The sequence below is a fragment of the Acetobacterium fimetarium genome (assembly GCF_014284475.1).
GTDB classification, from domain to species: domain Bacteria; phylum Bacillota; class Clostridia; order Eubacteriales; family Eubacteriaceae; genus Acetobacterium; species Acetobacterium fimetarium.
Genome location: NZ_WJBC01000008.1, coordinates 1 through 21,717 on the forward strand (window position 1 = coordinate 1; position 21,717 = coordinate 21,717).

The following is a 21,717-nucleotide window of genomic DNA, read 5'->3' on the forward strand; positions in this document are numbered from 1 at the left end:
CGTCATTGATAAATTGTTTGTAGTATTCTGTTTTGAAATAAAAAAAGACGATAACAGGTAAAACCCGTTATCGTCATTGATAATCTTTTTGGTGCTTAAAATCCTGTTTCAAAAGAACCATCATCCTCGATGCCGTTTGAACAATCTCTTAAGATGTTTTTGATTATAGCATCCCAAAACGCCTCTGTCAATAAGCATTTTGAACTTTTTTCATGATTGTAGCTATGAAAACGATTTTCTTTTTATTTCCGGTATTCACAGATGTCATTTGAACAAACCACGCAGTCATGATCTTTTTTCGCCAGTTCGATGTCCTTGTCGGCACCGTAAAGATAGCCCAGTGTTTTGACCGGATTATACATATACCCTTCCGTGATGTCGACCGCCATGAGCTTTCGGCCGTTAACTTGTTCCAGAATATCTTTCTGAAAACTGATGGGGATCAATGAATCATCCGGTGAATAACGCATCGTCATTGCGTAGCCGTTTTTTCTGAATACTTCTTCTTTGATGATCGCGTAATAATCATTGGAAGCATTGAATACCAGAATGTCTGCGATGCTGTCAATCATCAGACCTTTCAGAAAATCCTTTTCCTGAAAATAAGCATTCGATCTTTCTGAAATTCCAGATCCCAGCGTCACCATACAGTAAACAATATGACTGACGCCGGATAATCTCTGATGCAGTTTTTCTGCTGCATCATTTGCTCGCAATTGAAAGGTTCCCTGAATATTCAATAATTCCGGCAGTTTCTCGAGGATATCCTGATAAGACCGCAGGAACTTCCGGTACAGCGGATTTTTTTCGGTAACTTTCATCCGCGCAAATAATTCTGACTGATCGATCCGATAGGGAATCTGCGTCACGTTATTCATACTTCTACCCTCCTCATTTCTCTTCTTGAAATTGATAACCGTTGTGTTCTATTTCAACTGGTTCCCGTGATGCTACCTGATTTCACACGAAATCCCTGCAAAATATTTCTCCCACAGTCGATGAAATTCGCTGATGATCCGAATCCCGACCGATGAAATAATTACGATTTCGGTCTCGGAAACGGATTCATTCCATGAATTCATCACGGCGAAATTATTGACGCAGCTGATCTCGAAATTTCCCTGATCCGTTTGTACAAATCCTTTGATACGATGGGCTGAGCTTTTAATTTCGTCCAGGAATAATCTGAGCTGCTGCATGTTCAAAGTGGCGGTTGTTCTTAGAACCGATGTTTTCAGTCTGGATTCCCAGGTATTGCCGGTTTCCTTGTCAGCGATCTGTTTTGCCCCGCCCATGGTTTCAACCAGCGCTCTGACCGGTACTTCACAGAAAGATGTTCTGAAAATTTCAGCGGCCGGATTAATTGCTGTTATTTTTGCTTCAATTTCTTTTAAAACATCCGGCTCCTGAAGATCTGATTTATTGACAATAACCGCATTGGCATAAAACACCTGTCTTTCAAGTGCCGGAATCAGATCCAGCTGATCAAGAAAATACAGTCCGTCGGCGATGCAGATTGAACCGCGATAATCATAACTTTTTTGGGCGATTTTTGTTGTGGTTTCCAGAATGGTTTGCATATTCGATGGATCGGCCACGCCTGAAGATTCAATAAAGACAGTTTCCAAATCATAGTTGAGAAACTCTGCCAGTCCTTTAATGAAATTTTCTTTGAGACAGGCACAGAATATTGATCCATTGGTCAGTTCAATCAGATCAAAATCCTGAGTGCTGATGAGTTTCCCGTCAATACTCACCTCGCCAAACTCGTTCATCAGCACACCCATTTTTGTGCCGGCATATTCTTTCAGCAGATTTTGCAGCAGCGTCGTCTTTCCCGCCCCCAAAAACCCCGTTATTAAAACAAGTTTCATCTTGATATATCTTCCTTTCATTTCAGTGAAGTCACCTGATTAATTAAAAGGGCTTCTGCCCAACAGCCTGTCGCTGTTTTACAAAAGCCCTTTTAAGAATGAATCTGATCGGAGTTTAGGCTGCTTTTTTATAAAGCAACGTCACCTCTTTCGCCAGTTCTGATTCGAATACACTCTTCAACGGATTTGACAAAGATTTTTCCGTCGCCAATTTCTCCCGTTCGGGCTACATCCATGATCACTTTAATGGTATCTTCGACCTTTTCATCTGCTACCACAATTTTGATTTCGATTTTTGGAATCATGTTCATAATAACCGATGTTCCCCGGTTATGGGCTGTCCAGCCATGCTGATTGCCGCATCCCAAAACCTGTCGAACATTCAATCCATTAATTTTATATTTCAGAAATGCATCCTTCAATGGTTCCAATTTTTCCGGACGAATAATTGCTTCGACTAATTTCATTTCATTATCCTTTCTTGAATCATCTTTTAATAGGCCAATTGTGCAATATAAACTTTATTGATCAATGCCAGAAAAAGCGGGGTAAGCTTCTTCGCTGTGTTCACTGATATCCAGACCAAGGGCCTCTTCTTCCGGTGATACGCGAACTTTCATGACCTTCTTCAAGACAAACATAATCAATGCTGTCATTGCTCCAGAATAGAGGACTGATATACAAATCGCCATCAGCTGAGCGGTAATCAGTTGGGTATCGCCAAAAACCAGGCCATTCCATTGAGCAACTGGATTGATGGCCGTTTGAGCAAACAGACCGGTTGCAATACCGCCCCAGATTCCGCCAATGCCGTGGCAGCCAAATGCATCCAACGCATCATCGTAGCCGAATTTCTGTTTGATAACGGTCATTGCTGTAAAGCAGATCGGGCTGACCAGGCCACCGATAATCAGGGCTGACCAGAAAGGAACAAAACCAGCCGCTGGGGTAATGGCAACCAGTCCAACAATGGCACCGGTAACTGCACCCATAACCGTAACCTTCTTAAATAGAACGGTCTCTATCAACATCCAGGTTAACATAGCCGCTCCTGACGAGATCACTGAGTTGGTAACTGCCTGAACCGCCAGGCCATTTGCACCCAATGCACAGCCGCCGTTGAAAGCAAACCATCCCGCCCATAATATCGAACCGCCGATAAAGAATAACGGAATGTTGTGTGGATGGTAAGCCTGGATGCCATATCCTTTTCTTGAACCGAGGATGATACAGGCAACTAATCCGGAAACACCGGAACTGATATGAATAACATTCCCGCCGGCAAAGTCAACGGCGCCGAGGCCGAGGATTAAGCCGCCTTCTCCCCAAACCATATGGGCCAGTGGATAATAGACAAGCAACAGCCAGAATGCTACAAAAACGAAGATGGCGGGAAATTTCATTCTTCCAGAAAGTGATCCGACAATGATGGCTGGTGTGATAATGCAGAACACGAGTTGGAAAATGGCAAACAGCGCGCTGGGAATGTTGGCGGCATAGAAGCCGGCTTCGGTGCTGCTGGTATTATTGAAAAATGCATAACTCAAATCACCGATGAATCCGAAACCGCCGGCATCCGGTGCAAACGCCAGTGAATAACCGAAGGCAAACCACATCACAATTGCCAGGCCACAGCAAAACACAACGGACATTAACGTGTTGACGGTATTCTTTCTGCGAACCATCCCTCCGTAAAACATGGCCAGACCGGGGGTCATAAAAAATACGAGCATCGTACAGATTAGAACAAATGCAACATCTCCTGAATTAATCATTTTAACTCCTCTTTTCTTAATTATTTCTATATTTCAATAATGAGGTACGGTTGAATTGGAAACCCTCATTTTTATTGTTTTCAGATTAACGGACCGACTACCGCCAGCAATTCTTCCCGACTGGGAATAATTGAAGACCATTTTAATTCACCGTTGATGTACAGTGACGGCAGATGCTCCACGCCCATTTTTTTTGTCCGGGCAATGTCTTCTTTGATGGTGTATTTATATTCCATAACATCTACTTTATCGCCAAATTCTTCTTTCGCCAGCAGCGCCGCCTTGACCATGTAAGTACATGCCGCACAGGTCGCTGCATCCAGGGTAAATGCTTCGATCAGCGGTCGCTCAAGATGATCATAATCCGGCAAATCCACATCAATGGTGTCATCCACAGCTTCGTAATTTTTGATCATTTCCCGAACATCATCCGTCTGTTTGACGGCCTGTACGCAGGCAATCGTATTTTCAATAGGGACGCTGTACGGCATATCACAGCCGGGACTGACGATTAAATTCTCATGGCTGATGTTGTCCAGCATTTCAACAACATATTTCATGTTATCCTGTTGATTTCCAAACAGCATGACCGTGGTCAACGGAATATTACCGCCCATCGCAATCCCATACTGGTCTGTAATTTTTTTGGCTTCCGCGATATTGACATTTTCATCCACTGAGATCCCGTCGGCATGGGTTCTGCACATCACATCCATTTGAATCGTGGCATCGCCACAGACGAAAAAGGAACTGAGCACGCCCTGGCTTTTGATATTGTCAAAAACTGCGGTGAATGAATCCAGGAATAATTTTTCGATCGCTTTTGGTGAAATCTGGCTGATGATCGGATCCACAACGCCAATGACATCCATGCCCGCTTCGATATAGTAGTTGGACATCGCGATACAGACTTCGGCACAGAACTCAACCATTTGCGCCGCAAATTCCTTGTCTTTGATGATATCCATGAAAAATTCACTGCCACGGATATGCGAAGCCAGGGTAACCGGTCCGCAGATCAAACCATATAATGCCACCTGATCGCCAATTTCTTCTTTCAGCCGATGCATGACATCGAGCACCATCGGAATCCGTCCGTCTGTTTTCTTTGGTATTTTGCATTTACAGGGAATCACTTTATCACCTGAGTAGGGATGAGCAACAACGGAAGGGGGATTATCCTCTGCCCACAGCAACTCGCAGCCCATGATTTCGGCTTCAATCTGCAGATCGAACATCACCGGCATCCCGTCAGGCGTATACATTTTGTTAACCTCCATCAGAGATTCAAACAGTTTATCGCCGTCCACCAATATTTCTTTGGCCGTGTAGCCTTTAAGAATACCTGCGTGGACCCCCGCAAACGGAACCCAGGGAATGCCGTCTACCTTTTCATGTCTCAATGTTTTTAAAATCAAATCTTTTCCCATCATACACCTCCATAATTTTCTTGATATTTATAAATAACCACTCGCTTGAGCATCTATTTTTTACGCTTACACCGCCGTCGGCAGCTTGATTTATCGCTGTCTTCCGTCATAGAAAACGGTTGTTGAATACTTCGCCAGTTTCCAGTCCGGGATGCCGCACCGGGGACAGGCTTTCATATACCATCGATTCCGCAGCCATCGGGCGCTGCGGCTGTTTTTTGAATCTCGGACCGTAAAGGTTTCCCCGCAGAAAGTCGTAATGACCGCAAGGTCGCCATTCCGATCAATCGACTTGATGCTGTGCAGCATCCCCGACTTGGATGGCCAAAGTTTTATTTTATTGACGACTTTGAACAACCCCTGATTTTTTGAAATATATCTTTTGGTCAGTTTCTCTCGGTCCGTCGCATGGGTTGCTTTTTTTTCAGTTTCCGTGTTTACTTTCAAAACAGTATCCATTGCTGCCTCCTTACGAAACCGCGCAGAGCATGGTTGCCACGCCAAGTTCCAACAGATTGTGGATGATCCGATCGGCATTTTCTGCCGCCTCAGCTGCCACTCCCAAAGGCACGCCAGGTGCTGAAATAATGGTTTCATCGGTCACGTTTTTTGTTTTTATAAGATTGGCCGCCGGTGTGGCATCTAATATGTATTGATAATGACGAGCTGCCCAATCGTCTGCGAGTTTTATTTCGGGATATTTTTTTTGGCATTGTGCGGCTTTTGGTTTGTCACATTCAGCCAGTACGATCTGAACATTCTTTTCCAATAAGAACTCAATCGCCGCCTGGCCCACCGGACCGGCACCTAAAACAAGCACTTCCATTGCTGCATTTTGTTCGGCAGCCAGGTATAGCGCAGCTGCAAACCCTCTGCCGGTTGCCGCGCCATTGTCAGAGTAGCTCCGCTTGTGTAAGTGGAAGGCACTAAACACGTCGTCATCGGCCATAAAAACAATCGCCGCTTGATGGTCAAACGCTTCCTGAATTCCGCCGATGTCTGTCTTTGTTGTTGTAAACGCGTCTGTCCCCAAATGAATCAGAATTTCTTTGACTTTTTCAGAAAACCCATCGATAATGCCCAACCCGGTGGTGATCGGCACAACAGCAACTTTCGTTTGCCGCAGCGGAAGCTCTTTGCTCATCGCAAAAGCGCCGATTTCAAGCAGTGAATGGCCGGTTGATTCTCGCAAGCGCTGATCAAGATGATTCAGGTTGCTGTCGATCGACTCGATATCTTTTTTTACCAGACGTGTCATAGTACGGCCTCCTTGATGCAGTAATTTTCGTCAATCTGTGATTGAATTTTTGCAAATACCTGATCAAATTTCAGATAGGCCTTTTTTTCTGTCGCTGCTGTAATAATCACGGTCGCCACCCACGCCGTTTTTCCGGGTTCATAATTTGTAATGGCTTCATCAGCTCCGAAAAATCCATCAATCACTTTCAGCGGACCGGCGCTGCCCATGATTTTTTCGCCAAGTACGCAACAGCCATTGCTGTTGACCATAACCTGCTGATAGAGACAAACTTTTTTACTGCTGATTGCAACTTTTCTGACGTTGCCCTCAATCGCCTCCGCCATCAGCTCGATCATGTTAATGCCAGTGGAATGATAAACGGATATCGGTGTCTGGCTGGGCAAGCGGGCGTCGATTTCCAGTACTTTGAATTGACCGTTATCCAGGATGACCTCGATATCGAAAATCCCGTTTATCTGAATAATCTCAGCCATCTCTTCGGCAATTCTAACGAATTCTTTTTTTAGATCTTCCGAAACAGATGCCGGTGCCACTACCCGTTTACAGTCATAATCGTCATCAATAATGATTTCGGTTATCTGGAGAACATTGTATGACCGCCCGTTTCCAATGACTTCAAGGGAATAGGATCGGCCTTCCAGATACTCCTGGATAACATAGTTGCCGTTCAGGTATTCAACATTTTGTTCAAGATCTTTTCTTGAATTGATTTTCACTACACCCTCGCTGCCGCTGCGGTTACTTGGTTTAACAATCACCGGGTAGGAACAGGCCGGGTATTGCCGCGGTGCCGGTATTTTTTTTGTCTGGAATAAACGGTCCGACTTTATTTTTGACGACGAAATATCATACGCTTTCTGATCATAAACCATCGGGGTACCGGTTATTTTTTGATAGCTCAACAATTTTTCCAGTACCGCTCGGTTTTCCATCGCCGGAATGACCAAATCAACATTTCTGAATAACTGAACCATCGCCCCTTCATTCATGGCGTCCAGACAAAGAAATTTATCACACATTGCAGCTGCCGGCGCCTGATCATTTTTATCAACGAGCAGGCTGAGCCAGCCCGCTTTTTTTGATAAATATGCCGCTTCGACACCCTGCAGTTTTCCGCCAACAATTAATATCTTCATCACGATGCTCCCTGTTCTAATTTTTCACAATCCTGTTTTGCTTTTTCCTGTTCAAGAAACGCTTCATATTCAGCTGTTGTCGCCAGAGTTAAGCCGCACGCCTCAAGGGTCGGCATAATTTTTGGCAGCGAACGACTGCCATCGTCAATATCCAGCGAGCTCTGGGATACTCCGGCCAAGCCTTCCTGCGGTGGAATGATGGAGGTCACCACATTGGCACCGGCCATCAGACGATCCGCGAGTCCGATCAGCCCCTCAACATCCAGGGATGCCGGAATCAGTTTGTCCGGATAAAGCAGCCGCAGCACGCTGATGTTCAGCAGCTCATTCCGGCTGTCTGTTGGTGTCAGGTTTTCCAGCGGTGTCCCTTTCTGCGGAACAAAGGTCATCGTTCTTACCTGTGATACACCCAGACTGCCCATTTCCAACATCGCTGTCGCCCGGTCTTCAATGGTATCGCCGATTCCGGTCAGCAGTCCTTCTTCCAGCAGAAAACCTTTCGCGCGCGCCTTTCTTTTTTTGTTCATTCTCTGGTCAAAATCCTGGTTCAGCCGCATCTTCCGGTAAAGCTCGCGGTTGTAGGTTTCCTGATATAAGGCGTACCAACTCACACCTGCATCCATGAACTTATCGAGCAGTTGCTCACTGACTTTTCCCGGTGAAATCATCACCGGCAACCCGGTAGACTCTTTAACTGCTTTCACCATCTCCAGGAAATAATCCGGATTCGTTAAGAAAAGGTCATCTTCACCCATTGTCAAATCGATCAGATGGACGCCGGATTCTGCCAGGGCTTTCGACAAATCAATAATCTCATCCCGATTTTTCCGGTACCGCAATGATTGGGCATTGGAATACCGGTAAAAACAGAATGTGCATTCATTATGGCAAAAGGTGGAAAAATAAACAAAACCGTAAGCAAAAATTCTGTTGTCGAAGTACCGTGTTCTTAACATTCTGGCTGCTTCATGAATGCGCTTGATCTCGTCCTTATCTCTCTGTGATAAAAGAAAAACGACTTCTTCAAAATTCAATTTCTTTTCAGCCAACGCCTTTTCTAAAATTTCATCTATTTTTTTCATCGGTTCGCACCTTTCTTTCTATTTTATATTCAGTCTTACACCATCAAGATAGGCAATGCTTTTTGCGAGGGCATGAATATTGTTTTTCTGCTCTCGAATCATCAGCAGCCGTTCCAGGCCGAACCCGATGCCAACCCAGGAATCCGTAATTCCCCAAGCGGCGTCCAGCGGATGTGACCCTTTTGAACTGGAACCGAGTTCCAGGCCGTTTTTTACAACATCGATGGTATTTCCATAGACGACCGAGTCTTCCTCTTCAAATTCATAATCCTCAATCCTGAGGGTTTTCAATACCAGATCCGACAATTCCCGGATTCGATTATCCCGGTTGCCAATAGCCGTTCCCCATTCCACAAGATTCAGCATTGTAAATTCATTCAGATGACTTTTTCCCTGGGATTCTTTTCTGAAGCAGGAGCCGATTTCAAAAATACGCACCGGCTTCTCCCAAATATTGAGGAGGTCTTTGGAAACGGAATAAAGATTTGGCGCCAGCATCGGTCGCAGGCATTTATTCTTGTCCACCCAGAAAACCTGAGTATGCAGCGCATGGTCATCATCGATGGTCATGCGTTCCAGAAACTTCTTTGAAATAATGGTTGGTGTCACGACCTGGACAAACCCTTCGCTCGTCAGAGCTTCAACCAGCTGTTCCTGTACTTTGCACAGCATCGGTCTTCGATCACCGGTGCGTAATGTATTCAAATTCTTTTTGGCTTCCAAAACCAGGGCTTTTTCCAGCCTTTTAAACTCAGCTTCTCTTTGAGCCGTGCTTTCAAAACAATAACCCGCTTCGATGTTTCCCCCAAGTGCTTTCAACCGCTCCAGTTGACTGGATGTCATTTCAATTTTCATTTTTTTTACCATGATCCTTTCCTCTATTGATGAAACAAGCCCTCTGCTTGCACTTTTTCTGATGTCTGAAACCGGATCCCTGATAAATTTATGATGATAAGACTCATTAATTGATTAATTTGGCGGAGAGTTCGGGAGTTGCACCCGACTGCACGGATTTAGAGTCCAAGCAATCACTACGATTCACCCTCCATGATGATGCATCTGAACCTGATTGGCAGACCAAGCTGCAACATACCTATGTCACAGCTCTTTCATCTGCCAGTCCGGCTTTTGATGCATTATTTTTTGTATTAACTCCAGTAGGTTAAACCTAAATCTGTCAATACTTTTACCGCTTCATCATAAATATCTAAGTATTCCTGAGTCGGTTCAATTTTCAATGTGTCATAACATTCAGAAAATGATTTGCCTACAGGAGCTGTTTTATAATCTTTTTCATAAATGCTGATCAGTTTATCAAGTAAAATATTAACCTCAGCAACATCCATTCCGGCAACGGCATGGGCAGCTTCACCCATCATTCGTGCTTCCATTCCGGTAAAGAAGTCTGTCGAGACGCCTTTTGCGGCGGCAACGCCGGAGAGAACTTCACGTCCGCTCATGGTATCAGTGATTGCCTGGGCGGCGGTTTCCAACAGACACATCACGGTACATGGACCGGCTGCGGTGTAATATTGGTTTCCTAACATCAAGTGTGAATTGGCTTCCACTGCCATTGCTGCGTGAGCGGCGACGGCCAGGGTTTCTCTTGCTGTTGTGATACCCCAGCGAACATGAACCGGCCCATCCAAGTGCCAGGTCGCCTGCATCATCACAAAAGAGTTGATGGTGGTTGCTACGTCGACAATGGCGGTCTCTTCAAGACCTCCGGCGTATCCACCAAATATCGGCATCTGTTCTACCATAACTGTATTGCCAGCTAAAGCATAGTGAGCAGCAACAACCAACGCACCTACGTCGATTTTGAGCTCGTTTAGCTGAGATACTTCATGGCTATCAGAAGGCCTCATCCCGCCTGGAAAATCTGCTGCGATTACTCCTGCGGGGGACAAAGAAGTTTCGTTGCCCTACAATCCCATACCCGGACGTCCTGCTCGCATTTGAGCATCACGTACGAATACTGCCTCCGATTTGACTGCCATGATTTCCCATGGACTGTTTGGTACCGGGTCTTTCCCCAGAATCGTTTGTAATACCCCATCAACAATCGTGTCAACGATTGGTTCCTGTGCATAAGACTGATGAATCGGCACAAATAATGCTTCTGAACAGGGTGCGCCAGTTGGTCCTCCCTGAATAATCGGTGCCTTTTTTTCACTGTAGCGTCGTGGTGTTAACATCACTGCGTCTTTTCCTTCACCATAAGGAACATCCTGTGGTGCATTCTTAATCGCTGTTAAAACCTCTTCTTCTGTATATTTAATGACACGGCCAGTATCGATGCAGTAAACTCCGCATTCGACTAACATTTCGATTCCTGCTTTGAACAAATTGTCCATCAGTTCAGGATCATCCGGTATAATTTTCGTTTTATCAATCTTTATACCGTATTTCTTTTTGAGCGCTGTGGCTGTTTTTGGTATTAATTTATAATCCCAGTCATTCTCAGCCATTTTCGGGCCGATCTTGGCACGGTCATATACATCAAAAACAGTCACTCTTTTTTTAATTGCTCCCATTTCCGGTACCACCTTTCTTAATATTTTTTTGTCAAACTTTTTAGCCAGACTTTTTTAGCTGGCTTTTTGAGCTAATAGTTTTTTGGCTACCTCAACTGCTCCCGCAGCGGTATCTGCATAACCGTCAGCCCCAATTTTGTCACACCAGTCTTGGAAAACCGGTGCTCCACCATACATAATTATATAATCATCGCGGATACCTTCTTCTGCAAGCAGACGAATGATATCTTTTTGCGCTGGCATGGTCGTCGTCATCAGTGCGGATCCGGCAATAATATCAACACCATATTCTTTTGCCTTTTCCACCACCAGTTCAACCTGAACATCTCGACCAAGGTCGAAAACCTGAAAATTATTTGCTTCAAACATTGTTTTAACAATATTTTTACCGATGTCGTGGACATCTCCCTGAACTGTATGAATCAGAACTTTCCCCAATTTTGAGGCCTGTTTTTCATCATCAGTCAAGTTGCTTGTTAAAACCTCTACCGCTTTTTCAAATGCTTCTGCAGCAACCATCAATTGTGGTACAAAGGCTTCACCAATATCAAATAAATCACTGACTACCAACATTCCTTCTGATAGTCCATCAGTTATGGCAATCAGAGGGTCCAACCCAGCTTCCAATGCTTCGTGGGCAGCTTCTTCAGCTAAGTCTTCATCCATTTCTACAATCGATTCTTTTAGCTTGGCTAATATTTCTTCTCGTGTCATTTTCTTCCTCCATTTTACTTATATTTATATTTATCTTTAAATTGCCGGGTGTGATCCGGTAATCTAAAATCAATATATATCATTGATTGATAAAAACATGATCTTCTTTAAAAACGCTATCGTCTTTGATCGTTTTAACGGTGATCACTTTTTATTGGCATAAAAAAAAATGATAACAGGATTATTTCCTGTTATCATCATTGATTAACGTTATGGCTATATTCGCTTTTTATTTCTGCACTATGCAATGAAATCCTATCGGCAATTCATTCGATCCTGGCAGCAGTTCTTTGATCGGATCACTCATTTGTTTTTTTGATCAGGTTTTTGTTTTACTCTGTGTTTCTGCCTTTTTTTTACATAAAAAAAAGAGTGATAACAGGAATCCCTGTTATCACCATTGATTAACAATACTATCATTCAATTCATAATTCATGTTTTCTCATCCCGTCTGTTCAACCGTTCAATCATCATTGTTATCTTGTTGAATGTTACCGTGAATGTGGTTGATTATAGCATTGCCTAAAATCGCTGTCAATGTTTTTTTATTTTTTCGTGGTTTTTCTTGCATAAAAAAAGAGTGATAACAGGAAATCCTGTTATCACCATTGATTAACAATACTATCATTCAATTCATTGATTCATGTTTTTCTATTCTTGTCTGATTCAACAACTTAATCATCATCGATATCTTTGTTGAATGTGCTGTGAATGTTTTTGATTATAGCATCGAAAAACGGCGCTGTCAATAAGCATTTTGAACTTTTTTCATGATTGTAGCTATGAAAACGATTTTCTTTTTTATTTCCCCGGCATGATCCGAAAAGGGGCTTGGCACAATCAATTCCTGTGCCAAGCCCCTTGATCAACGGATTTTTGAAAAAATGTCATCCCGACTTAAAGAGCGTCATCCCCTCTTTCGCCGGTTCTGATTCGGATACATTCTTCAACTGGTTTAACAAAAATCTTGCCATCGCCAATTTCACCGGTTCGTACCGTATCGATGATCAGCTTAACCGTATCTTCCACCTTATCATCCGCTACAACAATCTTGATTTCGATTTTTGGCAGCATGTTCATCATGACAGATGAACCCCTGTTATGGGCGATCCAGCCATGCTGATTGCCACACCCCAAAATCTGACGCACATTCATTCCTTTAATGTCAGCCTTCAGGAATGAATCCTTCAATGGTTCCAATTTTTCCGGACGAATGATCGCTTCGACTAATTTCATATCATTTTCCTTTCTTGACGTCTCCAATGGGTTAACGATTGGTCGCTTTTTTCGACAACCGGTATTAATAATACGCTCAATAGTATTTTAATCGAAAACACGCTATTGGTCAATTCCTGAAAATGCCGGATAGCCTTCTTCACTGTGTTCGCTGATATCCAGACCCAGTGCTTCTTCTTCTGGTGAGACGCGAATCGTCATGACCTTCTTGAGCAGCAGCATGATGATGGCTGTCATCACGGCAGAATAGAGCACCGCAATAGCCAATGCCATCATCTGGGCGGCAAATAGTCTCGTATCACCGAAAAACAAGCCATCCCAGTGGGCCACCGGATTGATGGCCGTCTGTGCGAACAGACCGGTCGCAATGACTCCCCATATTCCACTGATGCCGTGACAGCCAAAAGCATCGAGAGCATCATCATAGGCGAATTTTTCTTTGACTTTTGTCAGAAAAAAGAAGCAGATCGGACTGACGACTCCGCCGATAAACAGAGCTGCCTCAAACGGAACAAAACCCGCACCTGGCGTGATCGAAACCAGCCCGACAATCGCCCCGGTAACGGCACCCATCACGGTAACCTTTTGATACAGCACCGTTTCAATCAGCATCCAGCTCAGCATCGCGGCGGCCGAAGCGATCATCGTGTTGACAATGGCCTGAACAGCCAGTTCATTGGCTGACAAAGCCGATCCGCCATTAAATGCAAACCAGCCGACCCACAGAATCGCACCGCCGATCACGAACAAGGGAATATTGTGCGGATGGTAGGATTGAATCCCATAACCTTTCCGGGTACCGAGAATAATACAGGCCACCAGACCGGAAATACCGGAACTGATTTCAATCACATAACCGCCGGCAAAATCCACCGCACCGAGACCTGCGATCAGACCGCCCTGGCCCCAAACCATATGCGCCATGGGATAATAGACCAGCACCAGCCACGCAGTGACAAACACAAACAGCGCCGAAAACTTCATTCTTCCAGACAATGAACCGACAACAATGGCCGGCGTCACAATACAAAAGACGAGCTGAAAAACAGCATACAGCGCACCGGGAATGGTATCCGTATAGGGGCCGGCTTCAGAAGCACTGACCCCATGGAAAAATGCATTGCTTAAATTTCCCACCACGCCAAAGCCTCCGGCATCTGGGCCAAACGATAATGAATAGCCGAAAACAAACCACATCACGGTAGCCAGGCCGCAGACAAACATCACCGACATGATCGTATTGATCGCATTTTTTCTGCGAACCATTCCAGCATAGAACAGCCCGAGACCGGGAGTCATAAAGAATACAAGCATTGAGCAGATGGCAACAAAAGCAATATCACCAGGATTAAACATAATAATTTCCTCTTTTCTAATTTATTTTTGTCAAATACGTTGATGCTTTCACTTTATTTTGCAAGGCCCCCCTTTCGCAAATAAACATTCTCATGATTACCTCATTCAAACAAAAAAAAGACGACAACAAGCATGACTGTTGTCGCCTAGTCATGGCTGTTATCGCCTTTGATAAATGATTTCAATTATTTTTTTACAAAAAAAATGATAATAGCAGGAGCACCTGTTATTACCTTTCATAACTTCTTAAATCATGATCGCAATTTCAATGAATATCCTCCTTGATATCCACCGAACGATTTTTTAAAATCTTTTTAATTTTAGCATCAAAGCAAGTCGCTGTCAATTAGAAATTAGTGTTTTGAGCCGCTTTTCGTTGTCAAATTTGAGCCCGATCCGTCCCAAACCAGCCGTCCGGATTATCACTTGCAATTTCCGAATAAAAAAAGTGATGACAGGATTAACTGCCATCACAAATCATGTGTGTTTTATTTTTTTAACCGGTTGTTGCCGTTTTTATTCTCCCGCCGAAACCGTCACATCGGTTGTCTTCGTCTGTCCGTTTCGCTCATAGGTCACTGAAACTTTATCGCCGGGATTCTTGGCATATAGGATTTCCTTCATTTTCAGCATGGTGTTTGTATCGGTTCCATCGATTTGCAGAATAATATCGCCGACCTGCAGACCGGCATTGGCGGCGCCGCCACCTGATTGCACCGATGCAATATAAATACCCTTAGAGAAGCTGACTGAGCTGTCGGTCAGATAGTAATCAGCAATGGCCCGGTCATATGCGGTAATTCCCATTACTGATGAATTGAATTTTCCGGTTGCAACAACTTCGTTCAAAATCGGCTTCAGAATATTGATTGGAATGGCAAATCCCATTCCCTCGCCGGTGCTCAGCTTGTAGGAATTAATCCCGATGACCTTGCCATTTTTATCTACCAGCGGTCCGCCACTATTGCCCGAATTGATGGATGCATCCGTTTGGATCAAATCTTCAGCCAGCCCATTATCGAGCGGAATGCTGCGGTTGAGTGCGGAAACGATACCGGAAGTGACTGACCGTTCAAAATTCAGTCCCATCGGGTTTCCGACCGCTACGGCCAGTTCTCCTACGGCAATACTGTCAGAATCGCCGAGCTCAAGCGTTGGCAGGTTTTTGGCATCAATTTTAATGATCGCCAGATCCAGACTGGAATCGGACCAGACAAGTTTGGCATCATAGGTGTTGCCATCCGCCAGCGAAACAACCATGGATGTGGCACTATCCGTCGCAACATGCTGGTTGGTTGCAATATAACCGTCACTGGTTAAAATAAAACCTGAACCGACACCGGTCTCTTCCTGCGACTGACCAAAAACCGTCTTCGCGACCGCGGTTGTTTCAATCCCGACTACCGCAGTCGGAACCACCTGAGCGATGGCTTCCACCACCGAATCCGAACTGTCCTGATTGACAACAATCTCTTTTGTTCCACCCTGAACAACGGTATTGCCACTCCCCAAATAACTGATTCCCAGGAATACGCCGCCAACAATCAGACCGCCAATCACTGCTCCGATCAGACCAATCAACAGGGGGAAATACTTTTTCAGAAAATAGTTCTTTTCTTTTTTCAAGCCGTCATTTTTTAGATCATCATTCATTGCTTCACCTCAACTTTAGTTGAAGCTCTCACAGTTCGATTATCTCGCTTACGCACTCTCTTTTGGCAACCAAAAGATCAACATCCTCTTTTATGACAACACCTGCTCCGGTCAGAATCCGCGCAGTCGTTTCATAAGCAAGCAGGGGATAATTGTTTTCTCCACTCAGATGGGCCAGTACCAGATGTCTTGCGCCTTTTTCAACCAAAGACAAAGCAAGACCGCCGGCAATCTCATTGGACAAATGGCCAAAATCGCTTTTAATCCGCTGTTTCAGATAAAAAGGATAGCTTCCGGCTTCAAGCATCGATACATCATGATTGGATTCAACCACTGCCAAATCACAGCCACCCAAAGTCTTTATCATCTCAGGTGTTATGATTCCGGAGTCGGTTGCGATTCCCAAACTTTTTTTGCCGTTGTTGATCAGAAATCCCGCTGAATCGGCAGCATCATGCGATGTCTTAAATGCCTCTATTTCCAGGTCTTCAATCGCAAATGTCTTTTCAAATTCAAAGGTTCTGATATTTTTAGGGGCAATTTTTCCCAAGTCGTCAACCATCGCTGCCCATGTCTTTTCATTGGCATAGATCGGCAGATCAAAACGGCGGGACAGCACACCCAGTCCATGAATATGGTCATTATGCTCATGAGTCACGAGAATTCCACAGATTTCATCCGGGTTTTCTCCAATATCATTCAAAGCCCTTTGAATTCGAATACCACTGAGGCCAGCATCGACAAGTAGTTTTGTGCCGTTATTTGAGACAAATAAACTGTTTCCAGAACTTCCACTATATAAACTACAAAATTTCAATCTTCGCTCCCTATGTTCATTACTTCATTATTTTTAAATTATTCCACTTCGAATGGTCCAGGGATCAGATTGTTGGGTTTATCCTATCGAAACTTACTTAAAGCTGACTTAACACCGTTTTGTGACTTTTAAGGTTAAACCAGAGTGAGATCTCAACTAAATGCCTGGATCGTCTTATTCGGAAACGCGTCGGATATCCGCTCCGATATTGCGCATATTCTCCTGGAGCTTTTCGTAACCCCGATCGATATGAACAATGTCCGTGACTTTTGTTTCTCCATCCGCAATTAAACCAGCAATAACCATGGCTGCCCCCGCCCGGAGATCGGTTGCCCGAATCTTGGTGGCGGACAGATTTTTGACGCCGATGATACTGGCGGTTCGACCGTTAATCGAGATATTTGCTCCCATCCGTCTCAACTCGTCGACATATTTAAAACGGCTTTCAAAAATACTCTCGGTAATGGTACTGGTTCCTTCGGCGATGGTCATTAAAACCGCCATTGGCTGCTGTAAATCGGTCGGGAAACCCGGATAAGGCATGGTTTTGACATTGATCGCCTTAAGGGGACGTTTTCCAATCACCCGGATGCCATTGTCCTCTTCCTTGACAATCGCTCCCATTTCAGTGAGCTTGGCGGTGATGGCCTCCATATGCTTGGGAATAACATTTTTAAGCAGCACGTCACCTTCTGTCGCCGCCGCTGCCATCATGTAGGTTCCGGTCGTAATCTGGTCCGGAATAACAGAATATTCGCAACCGTGCATCTCATCCACGCCGGTAATTTTGATGACATCGGTCCCGGCGCCCTTGATATTCGCGCCCATCAGATTCAGAAAATTGGCCACATCGACAATATGCGGTTCCTTGGCGGCATTTTCGATCACGGTTTTTCCATCGGCCCGAACCGCCGCCAGCATGATATTGATGGTTGCCCCAACGCTCACGACATCCAAAAATATATGGGCGCCCTTGAGTTCCGGAGCCTCCATTTTTACCTGCCCGTGCTCAATCACAACGGTTGCCCCGAGGGCCTGGAAACCCTTGATATGCTGATCGATGGGGCGATCACCAATATTGCAGCCGCCCGGCAGTGGCACGATCGCTTTGCGGTAACGTCCCAGCAGCGCCCCCAAAAGGTAGTATGAAGCCCGCATTTGTCCGGTTTCTTCTTCATAATCCGAAACGTCATAGGAGATCGGTTTTTCGGTATTGATAATAACAGTATCTTGTTCTTTATATATTTCAGCTCCAAGCTTTTCAAGAATGTCGATCATCTTGTTGACATCCTTGATATCCGGAACATTTTCTATTTTACTGGTACAGGCACAAAGCACTGCCGCAGGAATAATTCCCAACACAGCATTTTTCGCCCCGGAGATTGAAACCTCGCCTTGCAGCTGGTTTCCTCCTTCTATAATAAAAGCATCCATATTACTTTCCTTTCAATGCATCTATATGCAATATCCAATTGGTTATTATATCATAAGTCCAGCGATTATCAAGAAATCTCTTGGTATGATCGCATTTTTTCATTATTCTTTCACGAGAAAGCGCGTTTCTCAATTAAGCTTTTATTGTTTAATTTTTCGGAGAAATCTCGTTTCCCGTAAATTTTATTAAACGTGACATACTATAATAACATAATTTTTGGCTAATCTGAAGGATATTGTTGAAAAATCAGTCTTTTTTTTATCGGCAACGACAAAAGCGCTTCAATTCACTGAACTTTTCAGGATTTGAAGCGCTTTTGTCATATTAATTTTTCTTAATTATTGGATCAAACTCACAATGCGCTTGACGGCTTCGGCTGTTTCCGTAGCGTTGCCGAAAGCGGTAAGACGGATGTACCCCTCACCGCAGGGGCCAAATCCGGCGCCCGGCGTGGTGATGACATTCGCTTCATTCAGCAGGCGGTCAAACAGTGCCCAGGAATCTGCTTCGTTTGGTGCCTTAAACCAGATGTAAGGCGCATTTTCGCCACCGAAAAAGGAAATACCGGCTGCCTTCAATGCCGATGCGATGATTTTGGCATTATTCATATAGTAATCGATGTTTTCACGAACTTCGCGTTTCCCGCTGTCGGAATAGACAGCCGCCGCGCCGCACTGGATGATGTAGGAAGCGCCATTGAATTTTGTGCTCTGGCGACGGTTCCACATGTCCCGAAGACTGGCGCCACCTCGTTTCAATGCCTTTGGTACTACGGTATAGCCGCAGCGCATGCCGGTAAAACCTGCCGTTTTGGAGAAGGAGCGGATTTCAATCGCGCATTCTTTGGCCCCTTCGATCTCATAGATGCTGTGGGGAATTGATTCGTCCGTAATGAACGCCTCGTAGGCCGAATCGAACAGGATGACGGCCTGATTGCTTAGAGCATAATCAACCCAGGCTTTCAGCTGATCCCGGCTGGCGACGACGCCGGTGGGATTATTCGGAAAACACAGGTAAATCAAATCCGCTTTGGATTCCGGAATGGCCGGGACAAAGCCATTGTCTGCCGAGCAGTTCAGATAGAGGATATTAGACCATTTTCCCGTCTCATCCAGTTCACCACCGCGACCGGCCATAACATTACTGTCGACGTAGACGGGATAGACCGGATCACAAACGGCGACAATATTATCCACATCGAACAGATCCCCGAGGTTGGCACAGTCGCTCTTGGCCCCATCGCTGATGAAAATCTCGTCCGGAGTGATATCAACGCCCCGCGCTTTATAGTCATTTTCAGCGATCAGATCACGCAGCGATGCATAGCCCTGTTCAGGTCCGTATCCGTGAAAAGTCTGGGCATCCGCCATATCCAGAACGGCTTTGCTCATGGCTTCAATTACAGCGTTTGGCAGCGGCAGCGTCACATCGCCGATTCCCATATGAATCAGTTTAACTTCCGGATGATTGGTTCTGAATTCCGCTACGCGGCGGCTGATCTCCGAAAAAAGATATCCCGCCGGCAGTTTCTGAAAGTTCTCATTAATTTTCATTTTATTTCCCTCACTTTGTTTTTTTTTATTGGTCATTGCAACAATCGAACAATGATTGCTTTGCGATCAATTTCCACAACCTATTTTGTAACGTGTAGGCGAACAGTCGATAGACTGTCCGCCGTACAGTGTAAAAATTGGTTCGTGCGAAACTGATCGCAAAGCTTGCACCACTTTCGCAATTACGATTTTTTCTAAAATCCCATTTTTCTGTAAATATCAAAACAGTCCAGTGTCGCAAAATAATCTTTCGGCGTCTCCGCTCTGCGAATCAGCTGAACACTGCCGTCTTCCTTCAACAGAATTTCCGCTGATTTGAGTTTGCCGTTGTAGTTGTAGCCCATTGCATGACCGTGGGCACCGGTATCGTGAATGACCAGCAGATCACCATTTTCGATTTCCGGAAGCATGCGGTCGATGGCGAATTTATCATTGTTTTCGCAAAGTGAGCCGACAACATCGTATTTGTGATCACAGGGATCATTTTCTTTTCCCATCACGGTAATATGATGATAGGCGCCATAGATTGCCGGTCGCATTAAATTGACGGCACAGGCATCGCAACCAATATATTCTTTGTGGGTATGTTTTGCATGAATGGCGGTTGTCACCAGATGGCCGTAAGGCCCCATCATAAAGCGTCCCATTTCTGTATAGATTGAAACATCGCCCATTCCTGCCGGCACCAGTACTTCTTCAAACACTTTTCTGACACCTTCCCCGATCACATGAATGTCATTCGGTGTTTGGTCCGGTGTATAGGGAATGCCGACTCCGCCAGAAAGGTTGATAAATTTGATCTCCGCTCCGGTTTCTGCTTTCAGCTTGACCGCCACTTCAAAAAGTTGTTTTGCCAGCATCGGGTAATAATCGTTGGTGACGGTATTGCTTGCCAGAAAGGCATGCATTCCGAAATTTTTTACGCCTTTCTGCTTCATGATTTTAAAGCCTTCAAAAAGCTGTTCGGTCGTGAAACCGTATTTGGCATCGCCGGGATTATCCATGATCCCGTTGCTGACCGTGAAAATTCCGCCGGGATTGTATCGGCAGCTTAATGTTTCCGGCAATTTGCCCAGTGTTTTTTCGAGAAAGTCGATATGCGTAAAATCATCCAGATTGATGATCGCTCCGATTTTGTTGGCATATTCATATTCAGCGGCTGGCGTTTCATTTGATGAAAACATAATGTCCTCACCGTTTAAATCCATCGCCTCGGAAAGCATCAGTTCTGTCAAGGACGAGCAGTCGCATCCGCATCCGTAATCTCTTAATATGTCGATCAGGAAGGGATTGGGCGTAGCTTTCACTGCAAAATACTCTTTAAAACCTTTATTCCAGGAAAATGCCTCTTTTACCGCTTTGGCATTTTCCCGAATGCCCTTTTCATCATAAATATGAAAAGGGGTCGGATAGGTCTTCACGATTTCATCTAATTGTTCTCTGGTTACAAATGGTGTTTTTTTCATCTCGCCACTCTCCTTAAATTTATTTTACTAAACACTTGCAAAACTGCTGTGAACTTTGCTGCCGGTTTACCCAAACCGATACTTTTTTGTTCGTTTAGTAGTTTTTATTAGGAATACTATATCCGTTTTTGCCCTGTTTGTCAACTGGAATGATGTGATTTTGCCTGATAAATGTTTCTTTCCCCCAAAGCGCCATTTTTACCACAAGCTCTGAAATCGTTACTTTAAATATTTTAATGTCCTTAAGTCCAAAATCAATTCCTTACAAATGAGATTCCATATGGTATAATACATTAGCATAATTTTTAAATCATCCAGCGCTTTTCAAGCAATACCCTTCGCGTGTTTGAACGTGCAGACAGCCTGCGAAAACCCGCAAATAAAATAAAAAA

General features: G+C 44.6%; 18 protein-coding genes and 1 pseudogene. All 19 read right to left on the bottom strand.

Features of this window, described 5'->3' with window-relative positions; translation table 11 throughout:
• Positions 1-242 precede the first annotated feature (242 nt).
• The 19 genes and pseudogenes from GH808_RS06955 to GH808_RS07045 all read right to left on the bottom strand — a co-directional run bounded on the left by GH808_RS06955 (position 243) and on the right by GH808_RS07045 (position 21,325).
• Positions 243-878 carry a 5-methyltetrahydrofolate--homocysteine methyltransferase gene (locus tag GH808_RS06955; RefSeq protein ID WP_186842062.1) on the bottom strand — a complete coding sequence of 212 codons (636 nt, stop codon included), beginning with the start codon at positions 876-878 and terminating at the stop codon, positions 243-245.
• A 72-nt stretch (positions 879-950) separates the two neighbouring features.
• Positions 951-1,895 carry a CobW family GTP-binding protein gene (locus GH808_RS06960; protein ID WP_243166143.1) on the bottom strand — a complete coding sequence of 315 codons (945 nt, stop codon included), beginning with the start codon at positions 1,893-1,895 and terminating at the stop codon, positions 951-953.
• 107 nt (positions 1,896-2,002) lie between these two features.
• Positions 2,003-2,341: a P-II family nitrogen regulator gene (locus tag GH808_RS06965; RefSeq protein ID WP_186842063.1), complete on the bottom strand. Its 339-nt coding sequence runs from the start codon at positions 2,339-2,341 to the stop codon at positions 2,003-2,005.
• A gap of 54 nt (positions 2,342-2,395) precedes the next feature.
• A complete protein-coding gene (locus tag GH808_RS06970) occupies positions 2,396-3,649 on the bottom strand; it encodes an ammonium transporter (RefSeq protein WP_186842064.1) in 1,254 nt (417 codons plus the stop codon).
• An 80-nt stretch (positions 3,650-3,729) separates the two neighbouring features.
• The gene (locus tag GH808_RS06975; RefSeq protein ID WP_186842152.1) at positions 3,730-5,079 is read right to left on the bottom strand and encodes a uroporphyrinogen decarboxylase family protein; all 1,350 of its coding nucleotides are present in this window, start codon (positions 5,077-5,079) and stop codon (positions 3,730-3,732) included.
• Between the two features lie 90 nt (positions 5,080-5,169).
• On the bottom strand, positions 5,170-5,538 hold the full coding sequence (pylSn, locus tag GH808_RS06980; protein ID WP_186842065.1) for a pyrrolysine--tRNA(Pyl) ligase small subunit: 369 nt from the start codon (positions 5,536-5,538) through the stop codon (positions 5,170-5,172).
• Positions 5,539-5,548: 10 nt separating this feature from the next.
• Entirely contained in the window at positions 5,549-6,337 is a 789-nt protein-coding gene (gene pylD, locus GH808_RS06985; protein ID WP_186842066.1) for a 3-methylornithyl-N6-L-lysine dehydrogenase PylD, read from the bottom strand.
• The gene (gene pylC / locus GH808_RS06990) at positions 6,334-7,476 is read right to left on the bottom strand and encodes a 3-methylornithine--L-lysine ligase PylC (protein WP_186842067.1); all 1,143 of its coding nucleotides are present in this window, start codon (positions 7,474-7,476) and stop codon (positions 6,334-6,336) included. Before pylC ends, pylD begins: the two co-directional genes overlap by 4 nt.
• Entirely contained in the window at positions 7,476-8,558 is a 1,083-nt protein-coding gene (pylB, locus tag GH808_RS06995; protein WP_186842068.1) for a methylornithine synthase PylB, read from the bottom strand. The genes pylC and pylB overlap by 1 nt, the downstream gene beginning before the upstream one ends.
• 18 nt (positions 8,559-8,576) lie before the next feature.
• Positions 8,577-9,425, bottom strand: a complete 849-nt coding sequence (gene pylSc / locus GH808_RS07000; RefSeq protein WP_243166145.1) for a pyrrolysine--tRNA(Pyl) ligase large subunit — start codon at positions 9,423-9,425, stop codon at positions 8,577-8,579.
• Positions 9,426-9,706: 281 nt separating this feature from the next.
• Positions 9,707-11,095: pseudogene (locus GH808_RS15355) on the bottom strand (monomethylamine:corrinoid methyltransferase).
• Positions 11,096-11,149: 54 nt separating this feature from the next.
• Complete coding sequence (locus tag GH808_RS07010; protein ID WP_186842069.1) at positions 11,150-11,809, bottom strand: corrinoid protein; 660 nt, start codon at positions 11,807-11,809, stop codon at positions 11,150-11,152.
• 897 nt (positions 11,810-12,706) lie between these two features.
• On the bottom strand, positions 12,707-13,045 hold the full coding sequence (locus GH808_RS07015) for a P-II family nitrogen regulator (protein WP_186842070.1): 339 nt from the start codon (positions 13,043-13,045) through the stop codon (positions 12,707-12,709).
• A 102-nt stretch (positions 13,046-13,147) separates the two neighbouring features.
• On the bottom strand, positions 13,148-14,404 hold the full coding sequence (locus tag GH808_RS07020) for an ammonium transporter (protein ID WP_420797524.1): 1,257 nt from the start codon (positions 14,402-14,404) through the stop codon (positions 13,148-13,150).
• Positions 14,405-14,917: 513 nt separating this feature from the next.
• Positions 14,918-16,054 (bottom strand): S1C family serine protease, encoded by a 1,137-nt coding sequence (locus GH808_RS07025; protein ID WP_186842072.1) that lies wholly within the window; start codon positions 16,052-16,054, stop codon positions 14,918-14,920.
• A gap of 28 nt (positions 16,055-16,082) precedes the next feature.
• Positions 16,083-16,871 carry an MBL fold metallo-hydrolase gene (locus tag GH808_RS07030; protein ID WP_186842073.1) on the bottom strand — a complete coding sequence of 263 codons (789 nt, stop codon included), beginning with the start codon at positions 16,869-16,871 and terminating at the stop codon, positions 16,083-16,085.
• Positions 16,872-17,045: 174 nt separating this feature from the next.
• Positions 17,046-18,305 (bottom strand): UDP-N-acetylglucosamine 1-carboxyvinyltransferase, encoded by a 1,260-nt coding sequence (locus GH808_RS07035; RefSeq protein WP_186842074.1) that lies wholly within the window; start codon positions 18,303-18,305, stop codon positions 17,046-17,048.
• Positions 18,306-18,644: 339 nt separating this feature from the next.
• Positions 18,645-19,859, bottom strand: coding sequence for an LL-diaminopimelate aminotransferase (locus GH808_RS07040; RefSeq protein WP_186842075.1), 1,215 nt, complete (start codon positions 19,857-19,859; stop codon positions 18,645-18,647).
• A 194-nt stretch (positions 19,860-20,053) separates the two neighbouring features.
• Complete coding sequence (locus GH808_RS07045; RefSeq protein WP_186842076.1) at positions 20,054-21,325, bottom strand: diaminopimelate decarboxylase; 1,272 nt, start codon at positions 21,323-21,325, stop codon at positions 20,054-20,056.
• Between the last annotated feature and the right edge of the window lie 392 nt (positions 21,326-21,717).

Bases quoted from the DNA above. Each gene is read 5' to 3' on its own strand.
- GH808_RS06955 (WP_186842062.1), bottom strand. From the start codon at position 878: ATGAATAACGTGACGCAGATTCCCTATCGGATCGATCAGTCAGAATTA.
- GH808_RS06960 (WP_243166143.1), bottom strand. From the start codon at position 1,895: ATGAAAGGAAGATATATCAAGATGAAACTTGTTTTAATAACGGGGTTT.
- pylSn (WP_186842065.1), bottom strand. From the start codon at position 5,538: ATGGATACTGTTTTGAAAGTAAACACGGAAACTGAAAAAAAAGCAACC.
- GH808_RS07015 (WP_186842070.1), bottom strand. From the start codon at position 13,045: ATGAAATTAGTCGAAGCGATCATTCGTCCGGAAAAATTGGAACCATTG.
- GH808_RS07040 (WP_186842075.1), bottom strand. From the start codon at position 19,859: ATGAAAATTAATGAGAACTTTCAGAAACTGCCGGCGGGATATCTTTTT.
- GH808_RS07010 (WP_186842069.1), bottom strand. From the start codon at position 11,809: ATGACACGAGAAGAAATATTAGCCAAGCTAAAAGAATCGATTGTAGAA.
- pylSc (WP_243166145.1), bottom strand. From the start codon at position 9,425: ATGGTAAAAAAAATGAAAATTGAAATGACATCCAGTCAACTGGAGCGG.
- GH808_RS06975 (WP_186842152.1), bottom strand. From the start codon at position 5,079: ATGGGAAAAGATTTGATTTTAAAAACATTGAGACATGAAAAGGTAGAC.
- GH808_RS07025 (WP_186842072.1), bottom strand. From the start codon at position 16,054: ATGAATGATGATCTAAAAAATGACGGCTTGAAAAAAGAAAAGAACTAT.
- GH808_RS07045 (WP_186842076.1), bottom strand. From the start codon at position 21,325: ATGAAAAAAACACCATTTGTAACCAGAGAACAATTAGATGAAATCGTG.
- pylC (WP_186842067.1), bottom strand. From the start codon at position 7,476: ATGAAGATATTAATTGTTGGCGGAAAACTGCAGGGTGTCGAAGCGGCA.
- GH808_RS07035 (WP_186842074.1), bottom strand. From the start codon at position 18,305: ATGGATGCTTTTATTATAGAAGGAGGAAACCAGCTGCAAGGCGAGGTT.
- pylB (WP_186842068.1), bottom strand. From the start codon at position 8,558: ATGAAAAAAATAGATGAAATTTTAGAAAAGGCGTTGGCTGAAAAGAAA.
- GH808_RS06970 (WP_186842064.1), bottom strand. From the start codon at position 3,649: ATGATTAATTCAGGAGATGTTGCATTTGTTCTAATCTGTACGATGCTC.
- GH808_RS06965 (WP_186842063.1), bottom strand. From the start codon at position 2,341: ATGAAATTAGTCGAAGCAATTATTCGTCCGGAAAAATTGGAACCATTG.
- pylD (WP_186842066.1), bottom strand. From the start codon at position 6,337: ATGACACGTCTGGTAAAAAAAGATATCGAGTCGATCGACAGCAACCTG.